Here is a 24,347-nt window from a genome sequence, read left to right on the forward strand (position 1 = left end):
CGTCGCCCCGTGAGAGTGAAGCATGGACGATACCGACGCCGATGGCAGCGTGAGTCGACGGGGCTTCCTCAGGACGGCCGCGGGAACGGCGGCCGTCGCCGGCGCGAGCGGGACGGCCGCGGCCCAGGAGGACTCGGAGGGATCAGGCGGCGGCTCGGCGAAAACGGTGAAGGTCGGACCCGGTGGCTCGCTCTCGTTCGAGCCCGCCGAACTGACGATCGCGCCCGGCACGCCCGTGAAGTTCTCCTGGGAGTCCGATGGACACAACGTCCATCCCGACGACGGCGATTGGGGCCATCAGCCGATCGAGGACAAGGGATTCAGCTTCACCACGTCACCGTTTCAGGAGACCGGCGAACACAGCTACGTCTGTGATCCCCACGAGTCGGCCGGCATGACCGGAACCATCATCGTTCAGGAGGGTGGTGGCAGTAGCGGTTCTTCCGAACCCGCGATCCCCGGGTTCGCCAAACAGCTCGGCGTCGCCGCGTCGACGTTCCTGCTCTCGACGCTCGGGCTCGCCTACTTCTTCATGCGCTACGGCGGCGATTTCGAAGGCAGCGCCGAGTAGCGCTGCCGGCGGCGCTCGGTTGCAGTGATCGAGAGAGTCGTGAAAACCGCAGCGACGATAGGCGAGCGTCGTTCAGCCGTCGTCCCGCTCGATCTCGAACAGTATCCGCTCGCCCTTGGCAGTGAGACTGTAGATGGGCGTTTCGCCATCGACGAGCAGTTCGACCAGCCCGCGATCACGGAGTGTCTCGATCGAGGATCGGGTTTTACTGACGCTCAGCTTGCCCGTGATGCCGCGCATGTCCTCGACGTTCGGCGGGTCACGCGTGGCGATATCGCCGGCGTTCGCCGGCCCGGTGACGAGTCGTTCGAGCACCGCCGTCCGTGTCGACGATTGCCCGGCGAACGCGGCCAGCTCCGCGTCGGCGTCGCTCTCCGTGTCCGTGGTCTCGGTCGTCGTCTCCGTCTCGGTCGCTGTAGTAGTGCTCTCAGTTGTCGTGGTCTCGGTTCCGGTCGTCGTGTTCGTCGTTTCGGTTGCCGTTTCCGTGGTTTCAGCCGTCGTCCCCGTCTCGGTCGCTGTCCCTGTGGTTTCGGTCGCTGTTGCAGTACCGTTGGTCGTGGACTCGTTCGTTGCAGTCGCTTGCGCCGTGCCGTTCTCCGTGGTCTCGGTCGTCGTCCCTGTCGTTTCACTCTCTGTGTCCGTCGTCTCGGTCGCCGTGTCTGTGGTGTCGGTCGTTGGCATCTCGTTTCACACGCTCCGCTTATCGGTGAAATGAACCGCCATCATATAAATATTCCTGCAGCCGACGGCTACTGGTAGTCGAGTTCGCCCTCGCCCTCGCCGACCCACCCGCCGCGATCGGGCTCGCGGGCTTCGAGCGGGTCGATATCCTTGTACCAGGGAACGTTCTTCAGCTCTTCTTTGTTGAGTGCGAACTCGTCCTTCGTGTCGGCCGTGAACTCGAAGTTCTGGGTCAGGAGGATCGCGTCGACGGGGCAGACCTCCTCACAGAGCCGGCAGTAGATACACTGCCCGATGTGGAGGTTGTACTGCTCGCCGTTGCGCTGTTCGTCCATCACGATCTGGATGGTGTCGTTCGGGCAGACGTTCTCACACTGCCGACACCAGATACAGCGCTCCTGGCTGAACTTGTGCACCCCACGGAAACGGGGGCTGACTTCGGGTGCGGTATCGGGATATTCGACGGTGAACGTCGAGCCGTCGAGTGCGTGTCTCATCGTCGTCGCCATCGATTTGAGGAGTCCGATCATGGGTTTGTAGTTAGGCGATCACGCCCACGAGGATCGCCGTGAGCACGAGGTTGGCAAAGCTCATCACGAGCAGGCCTTTCCAACCGATCTCGATCATCTGGTCGATACGAACGCGCGGCATCGCCGAGCGCATCCACTGGGTGAACAGATACACCGCGAGGATCTTGATGACCATCCAGACGAGCCCCGGCAGCACCGGTCCGGCCGGGCCGCCGAGGAACAGCGTCGCGATGATTGCACCACCGAGGAAGATGTGGAGGAACTCGCCGAGATAGAGCAGCACGAAGTACGCGCCCGAATACTCGGTCATGTAGCCCGCCACCAGCTCGCCCGGCGCTTCCGGCGTGTCGAACGGGTTACGGCCGACCTCCGCGAGGTTCGCGATCAGGAACAGCACGAACGCGAACGGGTTGACGAACGCGAACCACGAGGGGATCGTCAGCCCGCCGATCGTCAGCAGCGGCTGACTCTGGACGGCGACGACCTCACTCAGCTTGAGCGTACCGGTAAAGAGGACGACCGACGCGCCCGTCACCACCAGCGGGATCTCGTAGGCGAGGTTCTGTGCGAGCGCGCGCAGCCCGCCGAGGAACGAGTACTTGTTGTTCGACGAGTAGCCGGACATCAGGAGTCCGAGCGAGGCGAGCGAGGAGGCCGCGAAGACGAACACGAAGCCCGTCTCCGGGTCGGCCAGCTGCAGCCCGCTGCCCAGCGGGATCACCGCGAAGCCCAACAGCGCCGAAAACGGCAGCACCATCGGCGCGATGTCGAACGCCGGACGATCGACGCTGTCGGGGATGATGACTTCCTTCGAGAGCAGTCGCACCGCGTCGGCGACGATGATCAGCAGGCCGAACGGGCCGACCCGGTTGACCGCGATCCGGTCGGTGAACGCGGCCGTGATCTTCCGCTTGCCCCAGATACCGCCGACGGCGGCGATCGTCAGGAAGAGCACGGCGATCAACGTCGCGCCGACGACCGCGAACAGGAACTGTAGTCCGGGATCGGGGTTGGGACCGAGACCGAGCAGCCCGCTCAGGATCTCGGGGAACGTCTGTCCGCCGCCGGCCGCCGAGGCGTTCGTCGCGTTCGCCGCCCCGGAGCCGTTCGTGGCGTTGCCCGCCTGGAAGACGATCTCCGAGACGCTCATCGATCGACCTCACCCAAGACGATATCGAGGCTCGCGAGCGACGCGATCAGATCCGGCACGTACTCGCCGACGGCGAGCTCCGGCAGCGTCTGCAGGTTCGAGAACGCCGGGCTGCGGATCTTGAACCGGGCCGGCTTGTCGGTGCCGTCGCTCCGGATGTAGATGCCGAGCTCGCCCTTCGCGCCCTCGACGGCACGGTAGATCTCCGCATCGTCGTCCGGGCGGAGCGTCCGCGGCACGTTCGACTGGATCTCGCGGTCGTCTTCCGGCCAGTCTTCGAGCAGGTCGACACACTGGTCGATGATGCGTGCGGACTCCTCGACCTCCTGGAGGCGACAGAGCACGCGTGCGTAGTTGTCGCCCTCGTCGGCGGTCACGACGTCCCAGTCGAGTTCGGGGTAGTAGCCGTAGGGGTCGTCGCGCCGGATGTCGTAGTCGACGCCCGACGCGCGGGCGACGGGGCCGGTCGCACCGTACTGTTTGGCCGTCTCGGCGTCGAGCACGCCGGTGTTCGCACAGCGCAGCTGGAAGATTTCGTTCGAGGTCAGCAGATCGTGATACTCGTCGAGCTTGTGGGGGAGCCCGTCGAGGAAGTCCCGGATCTTCTCGAAGAACGCCTCGCGCGGTTCGGGCAGGTCCCAGGCCACGCCACCGAGCCGGAGGTAGTTGAACATCAGCCGCTGGCCCGTCAGGTCTTCGAGGATGTTCTCGACGACCTCGCGGTCGCGGAACGCGTACATGAACGTCGCGGTGAACTCCCCGTAGACGTCGAGCGCGAACGTGCCGACCGCGAGCATGTGCGCGGCGATCCGGCAGAGCTCGGCGCTCATCGTTCGGATGACCTGTGCGTAGTCGGGTACGTCGAGGTCGGTCAGTTCCTCGGCGGTGCGGGCGTACGCCCACTCGTTCAGGATGCCGGCCGAAACGTAGTCCCAGCGATCGGGATAGGGCATGATCTCGTGGCGGTAGGTGCCCTGCTGTGCCATCTGCTCCTCGCAGCGGTGGAGATAGCCGATGTCGGGTTCGACGTGGGCGACCTGCTCGCCGTCGAGCACCGTCTCGATGTGGAGCACGCCGTGTGTCGCCGGGTGGTGGGGCCCGATGTTCAGATACATCGTGTCCGCGCCGGCATCGTGCTCGTCGTCTTCGAGCGGGTTGGCGTGCGCTTCGAGCGTGACGATCTGGGGCTTCTCCTGGTTGTAGTCGAGCCCCATCGGGTGGCCTTTCCACGTCTCGGGCAGGAGGATCCGACGCATATCGGGGTGGCCCTCGTACTGGATACCCACCAGATCGTAGGCCTCGCGCTCGTGCCAGTCGGCCGTCCGATAGACCGGCTCCGCGCTCTCGCTCACGGGGTTGTCCTTCGACGTCGGCACGACGACGGAGAGCTCCTGGGTCGGATCGGCGTATTTCTTCAGGTGATAGATCGTCTCGAAGCGGTTCTCGTACTCCTGAGCGGTGACGTTCGAGCAGTGATCGAAGCCCGCCTGATCGCGCAGCGCGAACAGCACGTCCTGGACCTCGTCGGGCCGGATGGTGAAGGCCTCCGTGTGGTGGTGCTGTTCACGGCTCACCACGCGATCGCCGAGCAGATCGGCGAGCGCGTCGTAGTCGAGTCCCTCTTCGGTGACGCCGACGGTGTCGGTCCGGTCGGTCGGTCGTTCCAGACTCATGGCGAATCGTTCCAGTTGTACCGCATGACGAGCGTGTCCCGATCGATCTCGTCGGCGAGCTCGTCGACGAGCTCGTCGCTCTCCAGATCGCCGAACTGTTGGAGTTCGTACGGCTTGACCGTCACCGGAGCCGACTCACCCTCGGAGATGCGCTCCTGAAGCTTCGCGACGCCGTAGATGAGCGCCTCCGGTCGCGGCGGACAGCCCGGCACGTGGATGTCGACCGGGATGACCTCCTCGGCACCCTTGACGACGTTGTACCCCTTCTGGAACGGGCCGCCCGAGATGGTGCACGAGCCCATCGAGACGACGAACTTCGGCTCGGGCATCTGGTCGTAGACCCGCTTCATCCGCGGGGCGAACTTCGAGACGATGGTGCCCGGCACGATGATCACGTCGGCCTGTCGCGGTGAGGCTCTCGGCACGCCGGAGCCGAAGCGATCGAGGTCGTGTTTCACCGCGTAGGTGTGCATCATCTCGATCGAACAGCAGGCGATGCCGAACTGGAGCATGAACATCGAGGAGCCACGCACCCAGTTCATGAACGAGTCGAACTTCGTGAGGATGAACGGCGAGGAACCGAAGGCGTTCCTGAGCTTGGAGTTGAACCGGTTGTCCGTCCCGCCACCCATCCGGGCCTCCTGGGTCGTCTGTGCGTCCGCGGTCTGAGGTTGATTGTCGCTACTCATTGTCGTGTCGTACTGTTCGAATTTTGGCTGTGGATCCACTGCACCGCACCGTTACGCCACGCCCACGCGAGCCCGACGACGAGCACGCCGATGAAGATCAACATCGGCACGAGCGCCGCGGCCAGCCCCGCGCTCTGTACGGCGTCGCGGTAGATGACCGTCCACGGGAAAATGAGCACCGTCTCGATGTCGAAGACGAGGAACAACAGCGCGACCATGTAGTACTGGATGTTGAACCGGATGCGCGTGTTGCCCGTCGGGACCTCACCCGACTCGTAGACGGCCGTTTTTCCCTGTTCGGGCACGCTGGGTCGCAACAGGAACGATACGCCCAGCAACGAGAGCGGGACTGCGATGGCGACGAACGCCAGCGCCCCGACAGCTATCCATTCATTCATGTGCTTGGTTGCTCGTGGCGACGCTTTGGAGCGCACTCACATAAGGATTGATTCTTTCCGCCCGCGAGCGACCTGACACGCCGTTCAGGGGTCCTCACGGAACACCTCGATTCCCTGCTCGTGGAGCTCGCGCGAGACCGTCCCGACCTCGCTTTCGAGTTCCTCGTGATAGTCGACAAGTCGCTCGGCGAGCTCCTCGTGATCGCTCGCGAGCAGCTGGGCCGCCGACAGCCCGGCGTTGAACGACTTGCCCGCGTCGACCGCGACGATCGGTGCGCCGGTCGGCATCCCGATGACCGAATCGACCGACTTCTCCTGAACCGGAACGCCGATAACGGGCACCGGAAAGGCGATCGAGGCGGTCATGTTCGGCAGATCGGCCGATTTGCCGCCCGCACCCGCGATGATGACCGAGAGCCCGCGCTCGCGGGCGGTTTCGGCGTAGGCGTACATGAGATCGGGCGTCCGGTGAGCCGACACCACGTAGCTCTCGTAAGAAAAGCGGCTCTCCGCCCCCTCGCCCGTGTCTTCCTCGAACCCGAGCTCCGAGAGCGCCTCGTAGGCCCCCGCCATCGTGTCGAGATCCGAATCCGAGCCCATGATGATTCCCACGTCTGGCGTCTCTGCTGGCGGGCGATCCGCTGCGGCCTCGGTCCGTAGCTCGTCGATCAGGTCGTCGATCTCGGTGCTCATGAATCGAAGCTCCAGCGACTGCGTAGCTCGCGCGCGTCGGCGAGCAGTTCGCCGGGCTCGGCACGGGCGTCGGTGAGCGTGACGTGACCCATCTTCCGGAGCGGGCGCGCCTCGCGCTTGCCATACCAGTGGAGGTTCGCCGTCGGCGACGAGAGGATCGCATCGACGCCGTCCAGAGCGGCGGGTCGCGGCTCCGGAACGTCGCCGAGCAGGTTCTTCGTCACCGTCCGGCCGCGCCGGTCGGTCGCACCGAGCGGCCAGCCGAGCACGGCGCGGATGTGCTGTTCGAACTGCGAGGTCCGCGCGCCCTCGATCGTCCAGTGGCCCGAGTTGTGGGGTCGGGGTGCGATCTCGTTGACCGAGATCTCGCCATCGGTTTCGAACAGCTCGATACCGAAGACGCCGCGCCCGGAGAGCAGATCGAGCACCTCACGGGCGACGCTTTTGGCGCGCTCCCGGACGTCTTCGGGCACGCGCGCCGGCACGACCGTCTCGCGGAGGATCTCCTCCTCGTGGACGTTCTCGCCGGGCGTGAACACCCGTCTTTCACTATCGCCGCGAACGCCGATGACCGAGAGCTCGCGCTCGAACGGGACGAACGCTTCGATCATCGCTTTTCCCTCGATCTGCTCGAAGGCCGCCTCGACGCCGCCCGGCGACTCGATTGGAACGTTCCCACGGCCGTCGTAGCCGCCCTCGCGGGCTTTGAGCATCGCTGGATAGCCGAGCTCCTGGAGCGCCTCCCGGAGTTCGGCCGTGTCGTCGACGGCGCGGAACTCGGGCACCGGGATCCCGGCCTCGCGGAGATGGCGCTTCTGGACGAGTTTGTCCTGAATCATCCGGAGCGTGTCGGGGGCGGGATGCACGGGGACGTCGTGGGCCTCGCTCGCACGTTCGAGCGCGTCGGGATCGGCGAGTTCGATCTCGTAGGTCAACACGTCCGCGCGTGCGGCGAGGGCGTCGATCGTGTCGGGATCGTCGAAATCACCGTGCAGCGTGTCGGTCACGACCGGTGCGGCCGGCGGCTCCGGCGTCGGATCGCTTGCGACGATATCGACGCCGAGCGGTGCGGCGGCCTCGCCGAGCATCCGCCCGAGCTGGCCGCCGCCGACCACCCCCACGACCGGGCCGTCTGTGGTGAGTTGCATATCGGGCGGTTTCCGACTCGCGCGCTTAAGCGTTGTTTACTGGGTCGCGTTCCTCGGCAGCCGGCTCTCGTCGACGAAGAACGTCGTGTTGGTCTTCGCCGTGTCCTGGGTCCGCAACACGTACGCCCGCTCGTCGTAGCCCTCCAGATTGGCCGCGAGGAACTCACTATCCGTTGTCAGCCCGATCACGATCGGTGGACTGCTCTCGTTGACGCGCTGCTCGAAGCCCGATGGCTCCGTCGCACACGAGACGTTCATGTCGTGCGCTTCCATATACCACGGCAACGGGAGGATGTTGAACCAATCGGAGCAGCCCGGTGCCCGACTGCCTGGGGAATCGGCGACGAGGTGATCACCGTAGAGCAGCACGTCCGTTCCTCGATTGCTCGCACTCACGGCGGCCATCTCCTCGATCGTGGGTCGGAGGTCGTCGGCGGGCTGAGCGTACTGGACGAGCGCGTTCGACTCCGACTGGTCGTCGAGATAGACGTTCTGGACCCCGATGTAGCCGACCTGGCCGACGACGAGCAGGACGATGACGAGCGCCGCGGCGACCCCCGGGCGGTCGTCGTGAGCGAGTGCTGCCTTCCCTCGCGTATAGAGCACGCCCGCACCGACCGCTGCCGGCAGCATGAGGAAGACGACGGCGTGGACGGCCGCCCACGGAGCCATGATGTCGGTGATGATCGGGTAGCCGAGAACGCTCACGAACCCACAGTAAAAGGCGAACGCGACGAGGTCCCGCGGACCGTCGTCGGCGTAGCGATCGGCAAGGAAACCGATGACCGCGAGCACGACGAGCGCGCCCGAGCCGACGACGAGCGTCTCGACGAGATCGCCCAGATAGGGCAGGTAGGCGTGGCTCTGGCTATCGCCGCTGATCCACTGTGAGACGAAGGCGTTCCACGAGCCGAGCGTCGCCTCGCCGACCACCGCCGGTAGCGCCGTCGGCTCCGAGACGAGCGTGTCGAACCCCGGCGTCTCACCGTTCGTCCGCGGCGCGTAGAAATACACGACGATGACGAGAAACTCGACGACGGCGAGGAGCAAGTGGGGGATCCATGTGCGAAGGGTCGTGCCGAAGGCCCCGATGCGCTCGCGTGTGGCTTCGAGATCGAACGAGAGATCGCGGTCGGCGAACAGTCGGTGATCGACGAGCAGACGGCGGTCGACGAGCAGGACGAGCGCGCCGAGCCACGTCACGAGGTAGACGAGGACGTTCTCCTTCGTCGTGAAGGCGAGCGCGAGCGCGACGACGCCCGCGTGGATGTACCGGGGGCGGCGACTGTCGAGCGCGCGGAGGAAAAAGCCGAGCGCGAACAGCATGAACGCCGCCAGCGGCAGGTCACTGCGCATGAACCGCGAGTAGTAGAGCAGGACAGGATCGACGGCGAGAAACAGGGCGAAAGCGACCGTTTCGACGTCCGAAAGTCGCTTTCGAAAGAGCAGCGCCGCCAGCGGCAGCGCCGCCCCGAGTGCCGCGACCACCAGCCGCATCGTGAAATCGTTCGCGCCGAACAGCTCGAAGACGACCCGGTTGACCTGCTGGAGGAAGGGCCCGTGGATGATCGGTTGATACTCGAAGACACCGGTGTCGGCGTAGTCGAGGATCCAGTAGGCGACGCGCGCCTCGTCCCAGTGGGCGATGCGGTCGCCGAGCAAGAGGAGACGGGCGACGAGCGCGAACAGCGCGATGGCGACGACGGCGAGCGTGACGCGGCGGCCGCGTCCGACACTGCCGTCGGTCGATGCCATACGGGTGAGGGTGGCGGGGTAGTTAGGAGCGTTTCGTTTGTGCTCGCGGAGCGGTAGGCCTTTGACGTGCGCTCTGCATCCGCACGTATGCCCAGTTTGGGATTGGTGGTCGCGCAGTTCTACGGTGAACTGGCGGCCGAAATGGAGCAGCACGCACGCGATGCCGCCGCCGAACACGGCGCGGAGATCGCCGAGACCATCCCGGTGCCCGGCGCGTACGACACGCCGCTGGCGGCCGATCGCCTCGCGCGCCGCGACGGCATCGACGCCGTCGCCGCCCTCGGCGCGATCGTGTCCGGCGATACCGACCACGACCAGGTGATCGCCGACGCGGCCGCACAGGGACTGACCGACGTGAGCCTCGACCGCGACAAACCCGTGGCCTTCGGCGTTCTCGGACCCGGGATGAGCGGTGCCGAAGCACGCGAGCGCGTCGACTACGGGGCGCGCGCCGTCGAGAGCGCGCTCGCCCAGCTGGAGGCGCTCGCATGAAGTTCACCGAACGCGTCGAGCGCGTCGAACCGAGCGCGACGCTCGCGATCAGCACGCTCGCCGGCGAGCTCGAAGCCGACGGCGCGGACGTGGTCGATCTGAGTGTCGGCGAGCCCGACTTCCCCACGCCAGAGAACATCGTCGAGGCCGGGAAGGACGCGATGGACGCCGGCCATACGGGCTACACCGCATCGAACGGCATCGTCGAACTCCGGGAGGCGATCGCCGCGAAGCTCGACGACGACGGGCTCGACTACTCGCCCGAGGAGATCATCGTCACGCCGGGCGGCAAGCAGGCCCTCTACGAGACGTTCCAGACGCTGATCGAGGACGGCGACGAGGTCTGTCTGCTCGATCCGGCCTGGGTTTCCTACGAGGCGATGGCGAAACTCGCCGGCGGCTCGCTGACGCGTGTGGACCTCGCGGCCCACGACTTCCAGCTCGAACCCGCACTCGACGAACTCGCCGAGAGCGTCTCGGACGACACGGAGCTGCTGGTGGTGAACTCGCCGTCGAACCCGACTGGTGCCGTCTACTCGGACGCGGCACTCGAAGGCATCCGTGATCTCGCGGTCGAACACGACATCGCCGTGATCTCCGACGAGATCTACAAGGAGATCACCTACGGCGTCGAGCCGACGAGTCTGGGCACCCTCGACGGGATGGCCGATCGAACGATCACGATCAACGGCTTCTCGAAGGCCTACTCGATGACCGGCTGGCGGCTCGGCTATCTCGCCGCGCCCAAGGCGATGGTCGACCAGAGCAGCAAGCTCCAGTCACATTCGGTCTCCTCGGCGACGAATTTCGTCCAGCACGCCGGCATCGAGGCGCTCGAAAACACCGACGAAACGGTCGTCGAGATGACCGAGGCCTTCGAGGAGCGGCGCGACCTCCTGGCCGACCTGCTGGCCGACCACGGCATCGAGGTCTCGAAACCCGAAGGAGCCTTCTACATGATGGTCCCGGTCGACGAGGACGATCAGGGATGGTGTGAGGACGCACTCGAAGGACCGCACGTGGCGACGACGCCCGGCAGCGCGTTCGGTACGCCCGGCTACGCACGTGTCTCCTACGCGAACAGCCAGGAACGGATCCGTGAAGCGGTCGACCGGCTTGCGGACGACGGGTTCCTCTAACGGAGGACGGATTTTTCGGGTCAATCGCCCGGCGTCGGCGTCGCGCTCGGTGCGGGTTCGGTCCGGTAGAGCAGGACGAACACGCCCGTCGAGAGCACGATGAAGCCGGCGGCGGTGAAGAAGGCGGTGAACACCGAGGTGGCGTCCCAGAGTGCGCCGACGGTGAGCGGGCCGACCACCTCGCCGACCTTCCAGACGACCGAACGCAGCGAGAGGCTCGCGGCGACGGCGTCGAAGCGCTCGCCCTCCTCGACGAACAGCGCCATGCTCGCGGGCAGGCGGAGGCTGTCGGCGACGCCGATGACCGCGTAGGCCGCGAAGAGAACGAAGAAGGCCGGCTGGAGCGTCACCGACCCGCCGAGCGCCGACAGCGAGACTTCGGGGAGGAACCCGGCAGCGGTATCCGCGAAGGGGACCATCGCCGTCCCGAGCGCGTAGGTGAGCGCACCCGCGATGACGAACTGGTGTTTGTGACCCACCCGGTCGGTGTAGCTACCGACCACGCCCTGGAGAAGGGTCTTCGTGAGTTTCCCGCCCGCGAGGATGCCGCCGACCATCAGCGGGTTCATGCCGAACTCGGTGTGGGCGTAGATCGGCAGGAAGATGATCACGGCCATCTTGCCGAAGCCGAAACCGAGGCGGAAGACGACGAGCGCGCGCACCGCCGCCCGGTCGAGCAGCGTCCGGAGCGTCTCGATGCCCGTCGCTTCCTCGGGATCAGTCGTGCCACCGGGATTGTCACGGAGGAAGGCGAGCACGGCGAGCGTCGCCAGGATCGTCACCAGCGAGAGCACCGCGTAGGTGAGCGTGAAGCCGTAGGCGAAGAGGAGGAAGCCACCGACGAGGTCGCCCGCGAGGCTCGAAAACGCCGTCACCTGGTTGTAGGTGCCGAGCCAGCGGCCGCGCTCGTCGCCGGGGCTGAGTTCGCCGACGACCGCCGAGCCCGTGATCCAGAGCACGCTCGCGCCGGCCCCCTGCAGGATACGGACGAGGATCACGTCGGTGGCGCTGCCGACGAGCGCGAACCCGATGAACGCGAGGACGTTGATCCCCAGCCCGACGACGAGAAAGCGCTTGGCGTTGTGCGTGTCGACGGCGCGACCGAGCGGCAGGACGATGAGCAACTGGGCGAGCGCGAAGGCCGTACCGAACAGGCCCTCGACGGTACTAGAGGTCCCGAAGATATCGGCGTACAGTCCGAGCGCGATCAGGATGGTCGAGAACGCCTGCGAGCGGGCGAAAGCGGTGCTGGCGAGGGCGACGAACTCACGGTTTTTGAAGAGGCCCAGCGAGCCTCCGGCTGATTCCGACACTGCTAGAACGACCGCCGTGAAGCTTCAAAAAGCCATCCGTTCGCACCCTCTGCGGACAGTCTTGTCACGAGAATAAAACACACGGAAAGCCGCCGCTGACGGTCACTGTGGAGGATTTGCGGCCCGCGGCTGTGGCGTGGTTGCGGTCGCGGTGTGGTTACGATCCACCGCCGCGGTAGCGGTCCGCGGTTGCGGTCGCGGTGCCTGGCGGATGAAGGGCGAGGCGCGCGAGCGACCGGAGGGAGCGAGTAGCGAACGAAGTGAGCGCGCGCCGAGGGCTTCGATGGAGGGCGGTGCTGTGCTGTGGAGGGAGTGTCCGCGCGAGCGCAGCGAGCGCGGTTCACCGTGAACGAGGCCGTAGGCCGAGTGAGCGGAGGTTTTTAGTCCAGGTTTTTGCGACGAGTGGTGGCCGACCGTCGGGAGGCCACCCGAGGAGTAAAAAAGTGGAAGTGCGGTTTTTAGAGTTCGACGCGTTCGACGAGGCGTTCGTCCGGTTCGCGGGTCGTGACGGCGACGATGCGGACGTCGTCTTCGAGGCCCGAATCGGTGAGTTTCGCCTTGAGAAGGGTGTCGACCTGATAGACGCCGGCGGCGTCGGTCATCTCGATTTCGACGACGACGGGGACGTCGTCGCCTGCTCTGAGAGTTACCTCGCGGATGGCCTGACTGGAGACGGTGTTGATGCCGCGCCCACCCTGTTCGTACGGGCGGCGCGAGCGGCCGTGTTCCATGTCGAGGGCGTCGGAAACCCTGACGACACCGGCTTCGAGACTGAGCGGCATTTCGGCGGTGTGATGGCAGAGGATCGCGTGGAGCACCTCGCCCTTGAGACGGACGCGTTCCTCGACGTCGTACCAGCCGAAATCGGGGAGGAGGCGGTCGAGCACGTCGGCGGCGAGCGGGATCGAGTAGTAGGGATGGTCGGTCCGGTGGACGACGTGGCCGATGTCGTGTAGCGTCGCGGCCAGCGCGATGATCACCGACTCGTCGGCCTCGGCAAGCCCCTGATCGCCCGCACCGTTGAACGTGACGCCGCCGGCTTTCAGCAGGTCGTAGAGACAGAGCGCGCGGTTGCGGACGATGGAGATGTGTTTCGATCCGTGATCGTTGTAGCGCTTTCTCGTGACCGGGTTCACGTTCTGGGCGTCGAGATAGGCCTGAATCTCGGCGTCGTTCTCGACCGTTTCGAGCACCTCGTTGAGTCGCTCGTCGGGAAACGCATGCTCGACATCGGGGTCGTACACTCGGCCCTTGCGGACGCTATCGGTGTCGCTCATGGCACGGACTAGGTGGCCGCCGGGAAAACCGATTGGGTTCGATCAGTTCAGGCCGCGTTTCGGGCTTCGCTCACGACCTCGTCGTAGTCCGGCTCGACGCCGGGGTCCGCGGAGCGCCATGCGTAGGTGATCTCGCCGTCACCGTCGACGACGAACACCGCGCGCTGGGCGACCTCGTCGATGCCCAGCTCGTCGAAGCTCATCGTCGCGTCGTAGGCGTCGACGATCCCGTGGTTCGCGTCGCTGATGAGAGCGTATTTCAGGTCGTTCTCCTCACGGAAGGCGTTGAGCGCGAACGGCGAATCGACGCTGACGCCGTAGATCCGCGCGCCCGCATCCGCGAAGTCGTCGAGGCGCTCCTGGAAGGTGCGCATCTCGCCGGTGCAGACGCTCGAAAACGCGCCGGGGAAGAAGGCGAGCACGAGCGGCGCGTCGTCGAGGCGCTCCGAAAGCGTGAAGGTCTCGCCGAGGTCGCCGTTCGCGAGCGGTGCGGTGAACGCCGGTGCCGAGTCGCCAGCAGAGACCATTGCATTCGCCAACGGTGTGGCTGGAGCAAGACGCTTGTGCTCGACTCGGGGATCGGTTGGTGATCGGGTGGCCGGCGAGCGCATGCCTGCCAGCCCACAGCGGTCGTTTCGATGAGCAAAAAGCCTATAATGGATACATCGTAAGCTACAGCCACGATGACTGGACTATCGCTGCTGCAGATCCCGGGTATTCCCGGCGGACCGGAGGTGCTGATCATCCTCGTGATCATCGTCCTCCTGTTCGGCGCGAACAAGATTCCCCAGCTCGCTGGCGCGCTCGGTCAGGCCCGCGGCGAGTTCGACAAGGGACGGCAGGAAATCGAGGAGGAACTCGACGAGATGCAGGAGGGCGACGTCGAGGGTGGCTCCAACGCCGACGAAACGACCACGACGACCGAGTCGACCGCGACCGACACGCAGAGCGAAACGGTCGATCACAATCCACCCGAAGTCGAAGAGCGCAACACCGAAGTCGAAAGCAACCAGTAACGCAACGGTTTTTCGGTCCGCCGCCCCAGACCTCGCCGGGGCGTGTGGCCTAGCGGATAGGGCGAGAGGTTCCTAACCTCTAGACCGCGGGTTCGAATCCCGTCACGCCCGAATGACATCCTCCCCGGCGTGAACGCCAGGGTTTCCTCGCGCTGGGGGTCGGGTCCGTTACGTGAAAGACAGGCGCAAAGCCTCGCCGTTCACGGCGGGGATACGCGCCGTAAGCTCTGTCGTGGTAGTGTTCAACCGCCAACTACCCGGCAGTAGCCGGACTGGGGTTCGATCGGAGCGTTTAAGCGTCCGGCCACCCATAGTATGTATAGATGCCAAAGAGTACCCGTCATGCGGTCTACGAACTCTACTACCACATAGTGTTCGTGCCGAAGTACCGGCAGCCGGTACTGACGGGGAAGGCAGAACCCCTCGAAAGCATCTTCGCCGAGATTTGCGACGACAAGGACATCGAACTGGTCGAAGCCAAAATCATGGACGACCACGTTCACCTGTTCGTCGGCAGTCCGCCGAAAAACGCGCCGTCGCTGCTGGTCAACTGGCTCAAGGGCATATCCGCCCGGTACTACAATGACCGTCACGACGACCGTATCAAGTGGACTCGCTCGTACTACGTCGGGACTGCCGGAAGCGTCTCGAAGGACGCCATCGAGCAGTACATTTGGGAGCAGTACGAATGAGGCGCGTCAACGTCTTCCGGGTCGTTCCCCGCTCCGAATCGGATGCGGAGTGCCTTCAGCGGCTGTTGGACGCCTCCGCTTCCCTGTGGAACGAAACCAACTACGGGCGACGGCAGTATCTCACCGACCCGGACATCGACGCCCCGATTTGGGAAGCCGACGACCACTACGGCGAGTACAAGGGTGTTGTCGGTTCCGCAACCGCTCAACAGGTCGTTCGGAAGAACGACCAAGCGTGGCGTTCGTTCTTCAAGCTCAAGGAATCTGGCGAAGCGAACGGGCTTCCCGGCTACTGGGGCAACGAGGACGAAGGCCGGGCGTTGCGAACGTACATCCGCAAAGACCAGTACACGCTTCGGTGGGCGTCGGGAAGCCGCGAACAGTCTATCCTCGATGTCCCGGTCGGGAAGCAACTGAAAGAAGAGTACGACATCGGCTACCGCGAACGTCTTCGTCTCGACGTTCAAGGAAACCCGAAGTGGGACGGCGAAGCCGGGCAACTCGAACTGTACTACGACGAGATGAGCGACCAATTCAGAGCAATTCAACCAGTCACCGTCGAAGATTCTCGACTGGATTCACCACTGGCGGACGAATCCGCCGCTCTGGATGTGGGCGCAAACAACCTCGTTGCGTGCAGTACGACCACCGGAACGCAACTGCTGTACGAGGGGCGCGACCTGTTCGACCGCTTCCGCGAGACGACCCACGACATCGCCGAGTACCAGTCAAAGCTCCGCGAAGGACGGTATTCGAGCGACAGGATACGGCGGTTGTATCGGCGTCGAACACGGCGGCGCGACCACGCACAGGACGCCCTCGCACGCGACCTGATGGAGCGCCTTCACGCCGAATGCGTCTCGACGGTGTACGTCGGTGCTCTCAAGGGCGTTCTCGGCAAGCACTGGTCGGTCGAAGTGAACGCGAAAACGCACAACTTCTGGGCGTTCCGCGCGTTCATCGACCGTCTCGCGTACACCGCTGCCGAGTTCGGTATCACGGTCGAAGTGAAACCCGAAGCGAACACCACGCGGGAATGTCCCGAATGTGGCGAACGCGAGGACACCGTTCGGTCGGGCGATTCGTTCTGGTGTCCGTGCGGCTACGAGGGGCACGCCGATTTGGACGCTTCGGCGAAGTTCCTCGCACAAGAAACGAGCGGCGAAGTTGGGTCGATGGCACGGCCCGCGCGCCTCAAGTGGGACGACCACCGATGGTCAGAGTTGTCACGCTCTCGTCCCAACGAGGTTCGCGCGCACCAGCAAAAGACTTCCGTAGGTTCGACGGCGTAGGCCGTCCGAACCCCCACCGGAGGAATCCTCGCCCTTCAGGGCTGTCTCTTACCCATAACTCAGCGTTATCAAGGTAAACCACCCTATTCTGGTTTGAAAATATGAAATTGGTCAAGATACTATCACGATTAAGACAGACTCACGGTTTCGAACAGGAATCGGTCTGCAAAACGGGGAATCGTCTGAGTTCACAGTGAGTTCAGCTGAATGAGCGGCCGCTGGCGCTCATTCAGCACCGAGTTCGTAGCCTTCAGCCCACATCCGGAGCTTCTGAAGCCCTTTCCACATCGTCTGCCATCCTGGTGGAGGATCAGAGCCACGGTCCAGATATCCGCCAAGCTTCGCTACACTTACAGCGTAGGCTTTGCCGTTTTGACCGCTCAGTTCTGGAAATTTCGTTTCCAGAACTGCGCGCTCGGCCTCGCTCAACAAGACTTCTGGAGCAACCGATGGTTCTCCACGAGCTAGTTCTCGTAACTCCAGTACCTTCCACGCGATCACTGAGTACACACTCAGTAACACCTCCATACGCTCCCACGTCTGAAGTTGACGTTCTTCGAACCCACAGCCAGTCTTCAACGCTTTATGCCAATCTTCGATTCGCCAGCGAGCACGGTAATACTCAATGATGGTTAGAGCATCGTCGAAGTCTTCGACCGATTCAGTGGTGAGTAACACCCACTGAATCGGGTCGTCGCTCTCGCTGATCTCGTCGATTCTCACGACGTTCACCGTGACCGGATCTTTACCAGCAGAATCGTTCCGGGGTGGAAGAAGGTCACATGTTCCTGTTGCAATCGACAACTCTGCTTGCCGTGCCTGTCTTCCGCCACCTTGCTGGATCTCGATGGTCGTGCGACCCTCCTGAGGAAGGTCGCCACTCCAGTCGAAGAGTTTGTCTAACTCACCGTCGTCCGTGTGTATCCGTCGATTTTGATTGGCTCGGACAACAAAGCCAGTGTTGTCCATCGTTTTGTTGAGTTCAGTGTACAACGAGAATGCGTCTCCGCCTCGGTCGTGGACGAAAATCGGCCGCACGTCTTCGGGAAGCCACTCGGTGGCTTCCCTGTCACCACGAATCCATTTCTCCTGTCCATTCTCAAGGAGAATTGACTCATCTTTCCCATTCGTGTCGTACGTATTGCCTGATTGTTGGTCTTCGATCAGCACCTGCTGATCGATGATCCCAGTCATACGCTGTGTTTCCGGGAGAATTCCAACCGAGGTATGGACTTTGACGCCTTCAACATCGATGTCAGCAGAGCTAATGTCACCAAGGCCCTCTTTAGCTGGGTGGCGAGGAAAGGTGAGATAGGTGGTGTCGGAGACGACCAACAGCTCGTCTCCGTCACCCAACCGTGAGTGCTGTGTTTGCTTGTGAGCAGAGAGAACCTCGTTGGGTTCCACACTGTCATTATCGCAGAATCGGTATGTAGCCTTTGTGGAGGCCCAGTCTTCGCAGGCGGCTGGGATGGACTCGGCAGGTGAACTGCCGAGTTCATCACCGATCTGGACTAATCGATCCGTGAGACGCTTATCGCCAAGATCAGCCGCCCGAAACTCCGTACGAATCCAATCTGATACATCCATATCATACAGTTCGCCATTCTCATCCAGTTTCGGTCGCCACCCCCTCGAACGACGCTCCATCTTTCGGTCTCAGTTCGTCAGCTACCGCGATAGCATTTGTGGGTAAAAGACAGCCCTTCAGGGCGGGGAGGATGTCAACGTCCGCCCACGGAGGCAACTTGCGGGTTCGTGCGCGCTTCTTTGGGACGGAGAGAGCGTGGTGACTCCGACCATTCGTGGTCGTCCCACTCGAATCGCACGGGCCGTGCCATCGGCCGTGATACTGCTGTGTCGCTGTGCCGTCTCAGGAACGTTTCGCTCGCCGTTAAATCGGCATGGCCGTCGAAACCACACTCGCAAGTGAGCGTGTCCTTGTGCCGAGTGGTTCGGTCGGTCGAGCCGCAGTTCGGACACTCCCGCGAGGTCCACGCCTCGGAGCGGACTTCGACTGTGATCCCGAACTCCTCGGCGGTGCAAGCGAGTCGGTCGACGAACCGTCGGAACGCCCAGAAGTTGTGCGTCTTCGCGTTCGCTCGCACCGACCACGACGCTTCGAGTACGTCGGTGAGTGCGCCGACGTACACCGTCGAAACCCCCTCGGCGTGAAGGCGTTCCATCAGGTCGCGGGCGAGAGCATCCTGTGCGTGGTCGCGGCGTTTGGTCCGCCGCCGATATAGCCGCCGTATCCGGTTGCTCGAATACCGGCCTTCGTGGAGTTTCGACTGCAACCGCGCGATTTCTCGTGTGGTTTCGCGGAAGCGGTCGAACAGGTCGCGCCCTCCGTACAGCAGTTGTTTGCCGGTCGAAGTGGTTGCTGCGACGATGTTGTTCGCACCGACGTCCAGAGCGGCGGTTTCGTCCGCCAGTGGTGATGCCAGTCGAGAACTATCGATTGTGACTGGCTGAAAGGCTCTGAATCGGTCGCGTTCGTCATCGTAGAACACTTCAAGGCGGCCTTGTTTGTCGTACTCCGGCCAGTTCGGCTCGCCACGCACTTCGAGGCGAAGGCGCTCCCGTGCACCGAGTCCGAACTCATCCTTGAGGTCCGACCCGACGAGCACTTCGAGACGGGAGTATTCGCCCCACTGAACCGAGTATGACGTGTTGCGGATGAACGTGCGAAGTTCGCGCCCGTCCTCGCGGTTGCCCCAGAATCCGGGTTTGCCGGCGGCTTCGCCTTTCTTTTTCAGGGCGAGGAACGACCGCCACGCTTCGCGGTTCTTTCGTTCGACCTGCTGAACGGTCGAAGCACCGAGTACGCCGCCGTACCTGCCTCGGTACTCCGATATGTCGAACACGTCGGCGTCCGGGTCGGCGAAGCTCTCGTGGCGCTCGTAGTTGATTTCGTTCCAGAGAGCGGCTGAAGCGTCCAACAAGCGTCGAAGCAACTCCTCGTCCTCGGTGGACTGCGGAACGACCTCGAAGGTGTTGGTACGCTTCATCGCCGTACCGTATATCAGACCCCAGAGGGACTAAGTCCTGCGGTTTCGGTGATTGCGAAAGCTCTCTGAATAGCTTACGCGATTCACGCCCGCCCTTCGGCCTTCGGCCTCAGGACGGGACTCTCGCTGTTGAAAGGTAGTACCTTTTTACTGCGGGGATCGCGATCGCTCATGGTTCGAAACGGCTTCGCCGTTTCGTCATCACGAAAGGCGCGAAGCGCCTTTCGAACGACTCCGTTCGCTCGCTGCGCTCGCTCAGGGTCCTTGCAAAAAGCTACGCTAAAAACTCCCCGCTCGCTCGGCCTCCGGCCTCGCTCACGGTGAACCGCGCTCGTTCCATTCGCACGGATACTCTACCACTACAGCACTACCGAAGCCCTCGCGCTCCCTTGGGTCGCGCTCGCCCTTCATCCACCGAGGAACCGCTCCCGCACCGCTCCACGCGGCCGCGCCGCCACCGCGCCCTCACGCCTCGACCGCCGGAAACAGTTCGTCGAGATCGGGATCGCTGTCGAGCAGTCGGTAGCCGTCGTCGGTTCGTTCGGTCACGCCGTGGGCGCTGAGATGTTCCAGATGGGCGTAGGCCTCGCCCGGCCCGTGGAGGATGTGGATCGCCGAGAGATCGCCGAACAGATGCGCACTCACGGTCCATGCGGACGCCGGCCCGTGCTCGCGGAGCACGTCGAGCACGTTGCCGGTCCGTTCGCGATGGTGGACGATGATCTCACGTGCACGACCGGCCGGATCGTCGATGGGATCGCGATGACCGGGCCACGCACGGGCGAACTCCGCATTGACGATGTCGGATAGCGTGTCGAGATAGTTCGCGAGCGGGCGCTCGACACGCACGTCGGCCCCGCCAACGTTCGGCGTGTAATGTGGGAGTAGTGCATCGCCCGAGAACAGTTCGCGACCGTCGGTGCCGTCGAAGGCAAAGCCCGCGAGCCCAGCGGCGTGACCCGGCAGATGCAGCGCTTCGAGTGTTCCTTCGGGCGTGTCGAAGCGCGCGCCGTCCTCGAACGGCTCGACGGTCGGCGGCGTTCCCTGCAGACTCCCGTCGAGAAAGCCGAGCAGTTCCGCACGCGGGTCGGCGGGCATTCCCCACTCGTCGAGTAAGTCGCGCTGGCGCTCGTCCATCGCCTCCCACGCATCCTCCTCGCCGCCGATGAGCGGCGCGTCGGCAGTATGGGCACGGACCGTCGCGCCGCTCTCCTCTTGGAGTTCGCCCGCCAGCCCCGCGTGATCGCCGTGCCAGTGGGTGAGCAGGATCTGCTCGATATCCGCGATCGCCACGCCCGCGTCGGCGAGCCCGTCTTCCAACTGCTCGCGCGTCTCGGGCATCGCCACGCCGGTGTCGATCAGCGTCGGCGCGTCCGATGCCGCACCGAAGACGTAGACGTTGTTCAGTCCCTCGAAGACGGTGTTTTCGAGCGTGATGCGCTCCATCTACCGGTACTCACCGTGCATACCACATCGAGCGGGCTGACGATACATACCACTCGCGGTCGGCGAACGCATACGTGTCGATCACGCCAAAAAAAAACCGTCCTCAGTCGTCGCCCGCGGCGCGTGCGGCCGAGCGCTCGCGCAACTCGTCGGAGATCGCGGGGACGTCGTCGGCCGCGATCTCGCCTTCCGCTTCGAGCTCGTCGAGGCTCATCGGGAACTGCCGGAGGTCGTAGTGGATGTCGATGCCGGCCTTGGCTCCCTGGCCCATCGCGACGGGGATCTGGTTGTGGCCGGGGACGATATCGCCCACGGCGTAGACACCGTCGGCGGAGGTGTTGCCGTGGTCGTCGACCGCCACGGTACCGTCGTCGTTGATCTCGCAACCGAGGTCGCGCGCGAGGTCGTTGTTGTACTCGGAGCCGTACATCCCGAACCCGCCCGTGTACTCGCGGCGCTCGCCGTTCGCGAACTCGAAGCCGCCGAGCCACTCCGGATCGTCCTCGTCGGCGAACTTGCTCTCGACGTTGCTGTCGACGATGTCGACCGGATGGGCGCGCAACTGGCGGTCGGTGTCCTCGGACCACTCGGGGTCGTGCCCGCGCAACAGGAGATCCACCTCGTCGGTGAAGTTGAGCATGATCATCGCGACGTGGGCGGCCGACTCGCCGTGGCCCATCACGTAGACGGGCTCGTCGACGAACATGTACGCATCACAGTGCAGACAGTAGTGCAGGCCGCGTCCAGTACGGGGGAGCGGCGGATCGGGATGGACGTCCGAAAAGCCGGTCGCGAGCACCACGCGGTCGGCGAACAGTTCGGCGTCGTTCGTTGTGAGCCGGAACGCGCGCTCGTCGTCGACCCGTTCGGCGTCCGTCACGAACGTCTGGCGGTAGTCGGTACCGTACCCTTCGAGCTGCTCGATCGCGGCCTGGAGGAACTCGTTGCCGCTGGTCTCTTCGGTGACGCCGATGACGTTGTGCGTATCGCGCATCATCGCGGCACGACCGCCACCCCGATTGAGCACGACCGTATCGTGACCGAGCCGCGTCGTATACAGTGCTGCGGTCAGACCCGCCGGCCCACCGCCGATAACCGCGACGTCGTAGCCTGCGCTGTCGTCCATATACTCAGTAGTAGGGCCGCGAGACTCATAACGAATGTGGTCGACGCGCACAACACTACTCGGAAACGACCCGCAACCGGTGCGGTGAGCAGTCCGATGGCCTATCCCTCTCGGCGTGCAATCCGGCACACGAAACGATGGCCCGGGACCCGGAACGGACAGTAACTGCAGCGGGACCGCCCGACGGGGCGAAGCGCCGCATCATCGTGAACCCGACGAGCGGTGACGGCGAGCACGTCCCGTCGGTCCGGCGACTGGCCGACCGCCACGGCTACTCGGTCGTCGAAACCACGGGGCAGGGCGACGGGGCGGCGCTCGCACGCGAGGCCATCGCCGACGGCGTGACGGTCCTCGGGGCGTGTGGCGGCGACGGCACCGTCCAGGAGATCGTCCAGGGGCTCGCCGACGCCGACGCGCTCGGGGCGGTGCGGTTCGGAGTACTCCCCGCCGGCACGGCGAACATCTTCGCCGACGATATCGGCGTCCGGAGCATCGAACACGGCGTCGAGCTGCTCGAAGCGGGGCAAGCACGAGCGATCGATATCGGGTTCGCCGACGACACGCCGTTCGTCAAATCCTGCATCGCCGGGCTGACCGCCGACACGAGCGCGGCGACCACCTCGGACATGAAAGAGCGGTTCGGGCCGCTCGCGTTCGTCATCACGGGCGTCCAGCAGGCGACGAGCTTCGAGGGGCTCGCCCTCGATATCGACGCCGTCACCGACGAAGGCGAGCACGCCTGGTCGGGTGAAGCGCTCTCGGTGCTCATCGGCAACGCCCGCCGGTTCGCCAAGGGGCTCGGCCAGGCGAACGTCGAGGACGGGCTGTTCGACGTGACGCTCATCGAGCAGATGCCGCCGAGCGAGGCGGTCGCGGAAGCCATCGCCCAGCAGCTGTTGGGCCGCGACACCGAACACGTGACCCAACTCAAAGCCGAACGCATCGCCATCGAGAGCCGTACGGATGCCGTGGATTTCAGCCTCGACGGCGAGATCTACCGCCGTGATCGCCTCACGCTCACCGTGCGACCGGCGGCGCTGTCGGTCTGTGTCGGCCCGGAGTACGAGCCCGCGCCGACGGTCTGAGTTCGGTACTGCTCCGACGCGTTCGAGAGAGGTTCGAAGTCGATCAGCGCCCGAGCGTGTGGAACTCCTCGTTGGGACGCATGTCGGCGAAGTTCGCCATCCGGTTCGAGAGGTTGTAGTAGGCGGTGACGCTGGCGATATCCCACGCTGCCTCGTCGGAAAAGCCGACCTCGCGCAGACGCTCGATGTCTGCGGAATCCACGTCGCCGGGCGAGTCGGTGAGTTTGACCGCGACGTCGAGCATCGTTCGGTGGGATTCGGCGAGATCGGCCGCGCGATGGTTGGCCGCGAGCTGGTCGGCGAGATACGGATCGTCGGCGTAGATGCGAAGCAACGCACCGTGGGCGACCGTACAGTAATAACAGTCGTTGACGCCGCTGACGGTGACGATGAGCATCTCGATCTCCTCGCGTTCGAGGGCCGTCTGCTCGACCAGCGCGTCGTGATAGGCGAAAAACGCCCGGAAATGCGAGGGGCGGTAGGCAAAGGCCGCGAAGACGTTCGGCGTAAAGCCCGCGTCCTCAGTTTCGGCCTCGATGCGTGCGCGCACGTCGTCGGGCAGCTCCTCGATATCGGGCACTGGGAACTCACCCATCGCGTCGCTCATGGTTGATGGGCGATAGGCGCGCGCTTAGGCTTTGTGGCGATCGTGGAGTAGTCTACGACCGGCTATCGAGCCAATGGTTGAGCACGAACAGGAGTCCGTAGCCGGCAAGACCGATGACGAACACCGTCGCGGGGATGACGAACGGCCCGAACGTCCGCACCAACGCTTCGACGAGCGCCGCCACCCCATCCATGCGCGGCGTTCGACCGCCGGCGAGTTAACTTCGACCATTCCGGGCGAGAGCGCCGCCTCAGATCTCGTCCTGTTCGTTGAGCTTCTCGATGACGTCGTCGACGAAGCTCTCTGGGCTCTCGTAGGGGAACTCCGCACCCGAGAGCTTCGTGTTGAGCTCCATCGCCGTCATCGAGAAATCGCCCGATTCGAATTTCGTCGACGGTCCGTTCGGCAGGGCCGGCACGAGATCCATCGGACTCGAAATCGGGTAGTCGGCCTCTTCGAACGCGTCGATCATCTGGCTTCTGAGTTCGTCTTCGTCTGCCATAGCCACCGATTGTTCAGCGACTGTCAGTAAAAGCGTTCGGGAACCGCGAACGGGTTGGTCG

Annotated in this window: 26 protein-coding genes and 1 tRNA gene; 8 read left to right on the forward strand and 19 right to left on the reverse strand. The window is 64.2% G+C overall.

All coding sequences use genetic code 11. The features are described from left to right. The first annotated feature begins 22 nt into the window (after window positions 1–22). Window positions 23–571 (forward strand): plastocyanin/azurin family copper-binding protein, encoded by a 549-nt coding sequence (locus tag MUK72_RS13375; protein WP_244701924.1) that lies wholly within the window; start codon window positions 23–25, stop codon window positions 569–571. Window positions 572–643: 72 nt separating this feature from the next. Here the strand turns inward: MUK72_RS13375 and MUK72_RS13380 are convergent, their stop codons facing one another. The 9 genes from MUK72_RS13380 to MUK72_RS13420 form a co-directional block, all read right to left on the reverse strand. After that, a complete protein-coding gene (locus MUK72_RS13380) occupies window positions 644–1,252 on the reverse strand; it encodes a helix-turn-helix domain-containing protein (RefSeq protein WP_244701938.1) in 609 nt (202 codons plus the stop codon). A 68-nt stretch (window positions 1,253–1,320) separates the two neighbouring features. After that, window positions 1,321–1,782: a NuoI/complex I 23 kDa subunit family protein gene (locus tag MUK72_RS13385; protein WP_007739051.1), complete on the reverse strand. Its 462-nt coding sequence runs from the start codon at window positions 1,780–1,782 to the stop codon at window positions 1,321–1,323. A 10-nt stretch (window positions 1,783–1,792) separates the two neighbouring features. After that, the gene (locus MUK72_RS13390; protein WP_244701942.1) at window positions 1,793–2,932 is read right to left on the reverse strand and encodes a complex I subunit 1/NuoH family protein; all 1,140 of its coding nucleotides are present in this window, start codon (window positions 2,930–2,932) and stop codon (window positions 1,793–1,795) included. Beyond that, complete coding sequence (locus MUK72_RS13395; RefSeq protein ID WP_244701946.1) at window positions 2,929–4,605, reverse strand: NADH-quinone oxidoreductase subunit D; 1,677 nt, start codon at window positions 4,603–4,605, stop codon at window positions 2,929–2,931. The genes MUK72_RS13390 and MUK72_RS13395 overlap by 4 nt, the downstream gene beginning before the upstream one ends. Continuing rightward, window positions 4,602–5,294, reverse strand: a complete 693-nt coding sequence (locus MUK72_RS13400; protein WP_004055795.1) for an NADH-quinone oxidoreductase subunit B — start codon at window positions 5,292–5,294, stop codon at window positions 4,602–4,604. Before MUK72_RS13400 ends, MUK72_RS13395 begins: the two co-directional genes overlap by 4 nt. Beyond that, a complete protein-coding gene (locus tag MUK72_RS13405) occupies window positions 5,291–5,692 on the reverse strand; it encodes an NADH-quinone oxidoreductase subunit A (protein ID WP_004055796.1) in 402 nt (133 codons plus the stop codon). Before MUK72_RS13405 ends, MUK72_RS13400 begins: the two co-directional genes overlap by 4 nt. An 84-nt stretch (window positions 5,693–5,776) precedes the next feature. Then, window positions 5,777–6,385: a 5-(carboxyamino)imidazole ribonucleotide mutase gene (gene purE, locus MUK72_RS13410; protein ID WP_244701949.1), complete on the reverse strand. Its 609-nt coding sequence runs from the start codon at window positions 6,383–6,385 to the stop codon at window positions 5,777–5,779. Beyond that, the gene (locus tag MUK72_RS13415) at window positions 6,382–7,533 is read right to left on the reverse strand and encodes a 5-(carboxyamino)imidazole ribonucleotide synthase (protein ID WP_244701964.1); all 1,152 of its coding nucleotides are present in this window, start codon (window positions 7,531–7,533) and stop codon (window positions 6,382–6,384) included. The genes purE and MUK72_RS13415 overlap by 4 nt, the downstream gene beginning before the upstream one ends. A 36-nt stretch (window positions 7,534–7,569) precedes the next feature. Continuing rightward, on the reverse strand, window positions 7,570–9,288 hold the full coding sequence (locus MUK72_RS13420; RefSeq protein WP_244701967.1) for a flippase activity-associated protein Agl23: 1,719 nt from the start codon (window positions 9,286–9,288) through the stop codon (window positions 7,570–7,572). A gap of 87 nt (window positions 9,289–9,375) precedes the next feature. On the opposite strand from MUK72_RS13420, the gene ribH reads away from it, so the two are divergent. Continuing rightward, window positions 9,376–9,780 (forward strand): 6,7-dimethyl-8-ribityllumazine synthase, encoded by a 405-nt coding sequence (gene ribH, locus MUK72_RS13425; RefSeq protein ID WP_244701970.1) that lies wholly within the window; start codon window positions 9,376–9,378, stop codon window positions 9,778–9,780. Next, complete coding sequence (locus MUK72_RS13430) at window positions 9,777–10,919, forward strand: pyridoxal phosphate-dependent aminotransferase (protein ID WP_244701973.1); 1,143 nt, start codon at window positions 9,777–9,779, stop codon at window positions 10,917–10,919. Before ribH ends, MUK72_RS13430 begins: the two co-directional genes overlap by 4 nt. Window positions 10,920–10,939: 20 nt before the next feature. On the opposite strand, the gene MUK72_RS13435 is transcribed toward MUK72_RS13430, so the two are convergent. From MUK72_RS13435 to MUK72_RS13445, 3 genes are all read right to left on the reverse strand, one after another. Next, window positions 10,940–12,232 carry an MFS transporter gene (locus MUK72_RS13435; protein ID WP_244701976.1) on the reverse strand — a complete coding sequence of 431 codons (1,293 nt, stop codon included), beginning with the start codon at window positions 12,230–12,232 and terminating at the stop codon, window positions 10,940–10,942. Between the two features lie 458 nt (window positions 12,233–12,690). Then, window positions 12,691–13,509 (reverse strand): HD domain-containing protein, encoded by an 819-nt coding sequence (locus tag MUK72_RS13440; RefSeq protein WP_244701982.1) that lies wholly within the window; start codon window positions 13,507–13,509, stop codon window positions 12,691–12,693. A 47-nt stretch (window positions 13,510–13,556) separates the two neighbouring features. Then, window positions 13,557–14,036 (reverse strand): redoxin domain-containing protein, encoded by a 480-nt coding sequence (locus tag MUK72_RS13445; RefSeq protein ID WP_244701989.1) that lies wholly within the window; start codon window positions 14,034–14,036, stop codon window positions 13,557–13,559. Window positions 14,037–14,192: 156 nt separating this feature from the next. Between MUK72_RS13445 and tatA the strand changes: the two genes are divergently transcribed. The 4 genes from tatA (at window position 14,193) to MUK72_RS13465 (ending at window position 16,509) form a co-directional block, all read left to right on the forward strand. Beyond that, window positions 14,193–14,525, forward strand: a complete 333-nt coding sequence (tatA, locus tag MUK72_RS13450) for a twin-arginine translocase TatA/TatE family subunit (RefSeq protein ID WP_004055804.1) — start codon at window positions 14,193–14,195, stop codon at window positions 14,523–14,525. Window positions 14,526–14,563: 38 nt separating this feature from the next. Beyond that, window positions 14,564–14,636 (forward strand) — tRNA-Arg (locus MUK72_RS13455). 212 nt (window positions 14,637–14,848) lie between these two features. Beyond that, window positions 14,849–15,217, forward strand: a complete 369-nt coding sequence (gene tnpA, locus MUK72_RS13460; protein WP_244701999.1) for an IS200/IS605 family transposase — start codon at window positions 14,849–14,851, stop codon at window positions 15,215–15,217. Beyond that, window positions 15,214–16,509 (forward strand): RNA-guided endonuclease InsQ/TnpB family protein, encoded by a 1,296-nt coding sequence (locus MUK72_RS13465; protein ID WP_004055808.1) that lies wholly within the window; start codon window positions 15,214–15,216, stop codon window positions 16,507–16,509. Before tnpA ends, MUK72_RS13465 begins: the two co-directional genes overlap by 4 nt. A 225-nt stretch (window positions 16,510–16,734) precedes the next feature. Here MUK72_RS13465 and MUK72_RS13470 read toward each other — a convergent pair whose 3' ends face one another. The 4 genes from MUK72_RS13470 to MUK72_RS13485 form a co-directional block, all read right to left on the reverse strand. Then, complete coding sequence (locus MUK72_RS13470) at window positions 16,735–18,159, reverse strand: IS4 family transposase (protein WP_244701882.1); 1,425 nt, start codon at window positions 18,157–18,159, stop codon at window positions 16,735–16,737. A gap of 74 nt (window positions 18,160–18,233) precedes the next feature. Beyond that, a complete protein-coding gene (locus tag MUK72_RS13475; RefSeq protein WP_244702001.1) occupies window positions 18,234–19,520 on the reverse strand; it encodes an RNA-guided endonuclease InsQ/TnpB family protein in 1,287 nt (428 codons plus the stop codon). A gap of 465 nt (window positions 19,521–19,985) precedes the next feature. Further along, entirely contained in the window at window positions 19,986–20,966 is a 981-nt protein-coding gene (locus MUK72_RS13480; protein ID WP_244702003.1) for an MBL fold metallo-hydrolase, read from the reverse strand. A 103-nt stretch (window positions 20,967–21,069) separates the two neighbouring features. Beyond that, on the reverse strand, window positions 21,070–22,092 hold the full coding sequence (locus MUK72_RS13485) for an NAD(P)/FAD-dependent oxidoreductase (protein ID WP_244702005.1): 1,023 nt from the start codon (window positions 22,090–22,092) through the stop codon (window positions 21,070–21,072). 137 nt (window positions 22,093–22,229) lie between these two features. On the opposite strand from MUK72_RS13485, the gene MUK72_RS13490 reads away from it, so the two are divergent. Then, window positions 22,230–23,177 carry a diacylglycerol/lipid kinase family protein gene (locus tag MUK72_RS13490; RefSeq protein WP_244702007.1) on the forward strand — a complete coding sequence of 316 codons (948 nt, stop codon included), beginning with the start codon at window positions 22,230–22,232 and terminating at the stop codon, window positions 23,175–23,177. Window positions 23,178–23,220: 43 nt separating this feature from the next. Here the strand turns inward: MUK72_RS13490 and MUK72_RS13495 are convergent, their stop codons facing one another. Genes MUK72_RS13495 through MUK72_RS13505 form a run of 3 tightly spaced genes read right to left on the reverse strand, consistent with a single transcriptional unit; the run spans window position 23,221 to window position 24,286 of the window. Next, a complete protein-coding gene (locus tag MUK72_RS13495; RefSeq protein ID WP_244702009.1) occupies window positions 23,221–23,784 on the reverse strand; it encodes a peroxidase-related enzyme in 564 nt (187 codons plus the stop codon). Window positions 23,785–23,836: 52 nt separating this feature from the next. Further along, entirely contained in the window at window positions 23,837–23,977 is a 141-nt protein-coding gene (locus MUK72_RS13500) for a hypothetical protein (protein WP_244702011.1), read from the reverse strand. 57 nt (window positions 23,978–24,034) lie between these two features. Next, entirely contained in the window at window positions 24,035–24,286 is a 252-nt protein-coding gene (locus tag MUK72_RS13505) for an MTH865 family protein (protein WP_004055813.1), read from the reverse strand. Window positions 24,287–24,347 lie beyond the last annotated feature (61 nt).

Source organism: Halococcus dombrowskii (genome assembly GCF_022870485.1).
GTDB classification, from domain to species: domain Archaea; phylum Halobacteriota; class Halobacteria; order Halobacteriales; family Halococcaceae; genus Halococcus; species Halococcus morrhuae.

What these genes read in the sequence shown, in the direction of transcription:
- MUK72_RS13375 (WP_244701924.1), top strand. Translation starts at nt 23, where the DNA reads ATGGACGATACCGACGCCGATGGCAGCGTGAGTCGACGGGGCTTCCTC.
- MUK72_RS13380 (WP_244701938.1), bottom strand. Translation starts at nt 1,252, where the DNA reads ATGCCAACGACCGACACCACAGACACGGCGACCGAGACGACGGACACA.
- MUK72_RS13385 (WP_007739051.1), bottom strand. Translation starts at nt 1,782, where the DNA reads ATGATCGGACTCCTCAAATCGATGGCGACGACGATGAGACACGCACTC.
- MUK72_RS13390 (WP_244701942.1), bottom strand. Translation starts at nt 2,932, where the DNA reads ATGAGCGTCTCGGAGATCGTCTTCCAGGCGGGCAACGCCACGAACGGC.
- MUK72_RS13395 (WP_244701946.1), bottom strand. Translation starts at nt 4,605, where the DNA reads ATGAGTCTGGAACGACCGACCGACCGGACCGACACCGTCGGCGTCACC.
- MUK72_RS13400 (WP_004055795.1), bottom strand. Translation starts at nt 5,294, where the DNA reads ATGAGTAGCGACAATCAACCTCAGACCGCGGACGCACAGACGACCCAG.
- MUK72_RS13405 (WP_004055796.1), bottom strand. Translation starts at nt 5,692, where the DNA reads ATGAATGAATGGATAGCTGTCGGGGCGCTGGCGTTCGTCGCCATCGCA.
- purE (WP_244701949.1), bottom strand. Translation starts at nt 6,385, where the DNA reads ATGAGCACCGAGATCGACGACCTGATCGACGAGCTACGGACCGAGGCC.
- MUK72_RS13415 (WP_244701964.1), bottom strand. Translation starts at nt 7,533, where the DNA reads ATGCAACTCACCACAGACGGCCCGGTCGTGGGGGTGGTCGGCGGCGGC.
- MUK72_RS13420 (WP_244701967.1), bottom strand. Translation starts at nt 9,288, where the DNA reads ATGGCATCGACCGACGGCAGTGTCGGACGCGGCCGCCGCGTCACGCTC.
- ribH (WP_244701970.1), top strand. Translation starts at nt 9,376, where the DNA reads ATGCCCAGTTTGGGATTGGTGGTCGCGCAGTTCTACGGTGAACTGGCG.
- MUK72_RS13430 (WP_244701973.1), top strand. Translation starts at nt 9,777, where the DNA reads ATGAAGTTCACCGAACGCGTCGAGCGCGTCGAACCGAGCGCGACGCTC.
- MUK72_RS13440 (WP_244701982.1), bottom strand. Translation starts at nt 13,509, where the DNA reads ATGAGCGACACCGATAGCGTCCGCAAGGGCCGAGTGTACGACCCCGAT.
- MUK72_RS13445 (WP_244701989.1), bottom strand. Translation starts at nt 14,036, where the DNA reads ATGGTCTCTGCTGGCGACTCGGCACCGGCGTTCACCGCACCGCTCGCG.
- tatA (WP_004055804.1), top strand. Translation starts at nt 14,193, where the DNA reads ATGACTGGACTATCGCTGCTGCAGATCCCGGGTATTCCCGGCGGACCG.
- tnpA (WP_244701999.1), top strand. Translation starts at nt 14,849, where the DNA reads ATGCCAAAGAGTACCCGTCATGCGGTCTACGAACTCTACTACCACATA.
- MUK72_RS13465 (WP_004055808.1), top strand. Translation starts at nt 15,214, where the DNA reads ATGAGGCGCGTCAACGTCTTCCGGGTCGTTCCCCGCTCCGAATCGGAT.
- MUK72_RS13470 (WP_244701882.1), bottom strand. Translation starts at nt 18,159, where the DNA reads ATGGAGCGTCGTTCGAGGGGGTGGCGACCGAAACTGGATGAGAATGGC.
- MUK72_RS13475 (WP_244702001.1), bottom strand. Translation starts at nt 19,520, where the DNA reads ATGAAGCGTACCAACACCTTCGAGGTCGTTCCGCAGTCCACCGAGGAC.
- MUK72_RS13480 (WP_244702003.1), bottom strand. Translation starts at nt 20,966, where the DNA reads ATGGAGCGCATCACGCTCGAAAACACCGTCTTCGAGGGACTGAACAAC.
- MUK72_RS13485 (WP_244702005.1), bottom strand. Translation starts at nt 22,092, where the DNA reads ATGGACGACAGCGCAGGCTACGACGTCGCGGTTATCGGCGGTGGGCCG.
- MUK72_RS13490 (WP_244702007.1), top strand. Translation starts at nt 22,230, where the DNA reads ATGGCCCGGGACCCGGAACGGACAGTAACTGCAGCGGGACCGCCCGAC.
- MUK72_RS13495 (WP_244702009.1), bottom strand. Translation starts at nt 23,784, where the DNA reads ATGAGCGACGCGATGGGTGAGTTCCCAGTGCCCGATATCGAGGAGCTG.
- MUK72_RS13500 (WP_244702011.1), bottom strand. Translation starts at nt 23,977, where the DNA reads ATGGATGGGGTGGCGGCGCTCGTCGAAGCGTTGGTGCGGACGTTCGGG.
- MUK72_RS13505 (WP_004055813.1), bottom strand. Translation starts at nt 24,286, where the DNA reads ATGGCAGACGAAGACGAACTCAGAAGCCAGATGATCGACGCGTTCGAA.